This window comes from Lysobacter sp. GQ73, from assembly GCF_059758755.1.
The window spans coordinates 1-224 of sequence record NZ_JCAXEE010000038.1; the positions used below are offsets into that span (position 1 = coordinate 1).

A 224-nucleotide genomic window follows, 5' to 3' on the forward strand; every position below is an offset into this window, starting at 1 on the left:
GCTCACCGTGCCCGAACCGTCTTCGTCTGCATTACCCGTCATTGCCTTGGCCAGGGTCTGGCTCAGCGCCGTCACCGGCGTGGTCACCGTGGTGGTGCAGGCCGGATCGGTGCTGCCCGCCGGGCAGGCCGGGCTGGTCGAGGTCGCAGTATTCACCACGTTGCCCGCGGTCACGTCGGCCGCGGTCACCACGTAGGTGCCGGTCAGCACGCAGGTGGCACCCG

At 70.1% G+C, this 224-nt stretch carries 1 protein-coding gene; it reads right to left on the reverse strand.

The window, feature by feature from the left end; genetic code table 11:
- The coding region (locus AC6CH2_RS22570; RefSeq protein WP_498271173.1) for a hypothetical protein at positions 1-224 on the reverse strand (224 nt) is incomplete at both ends.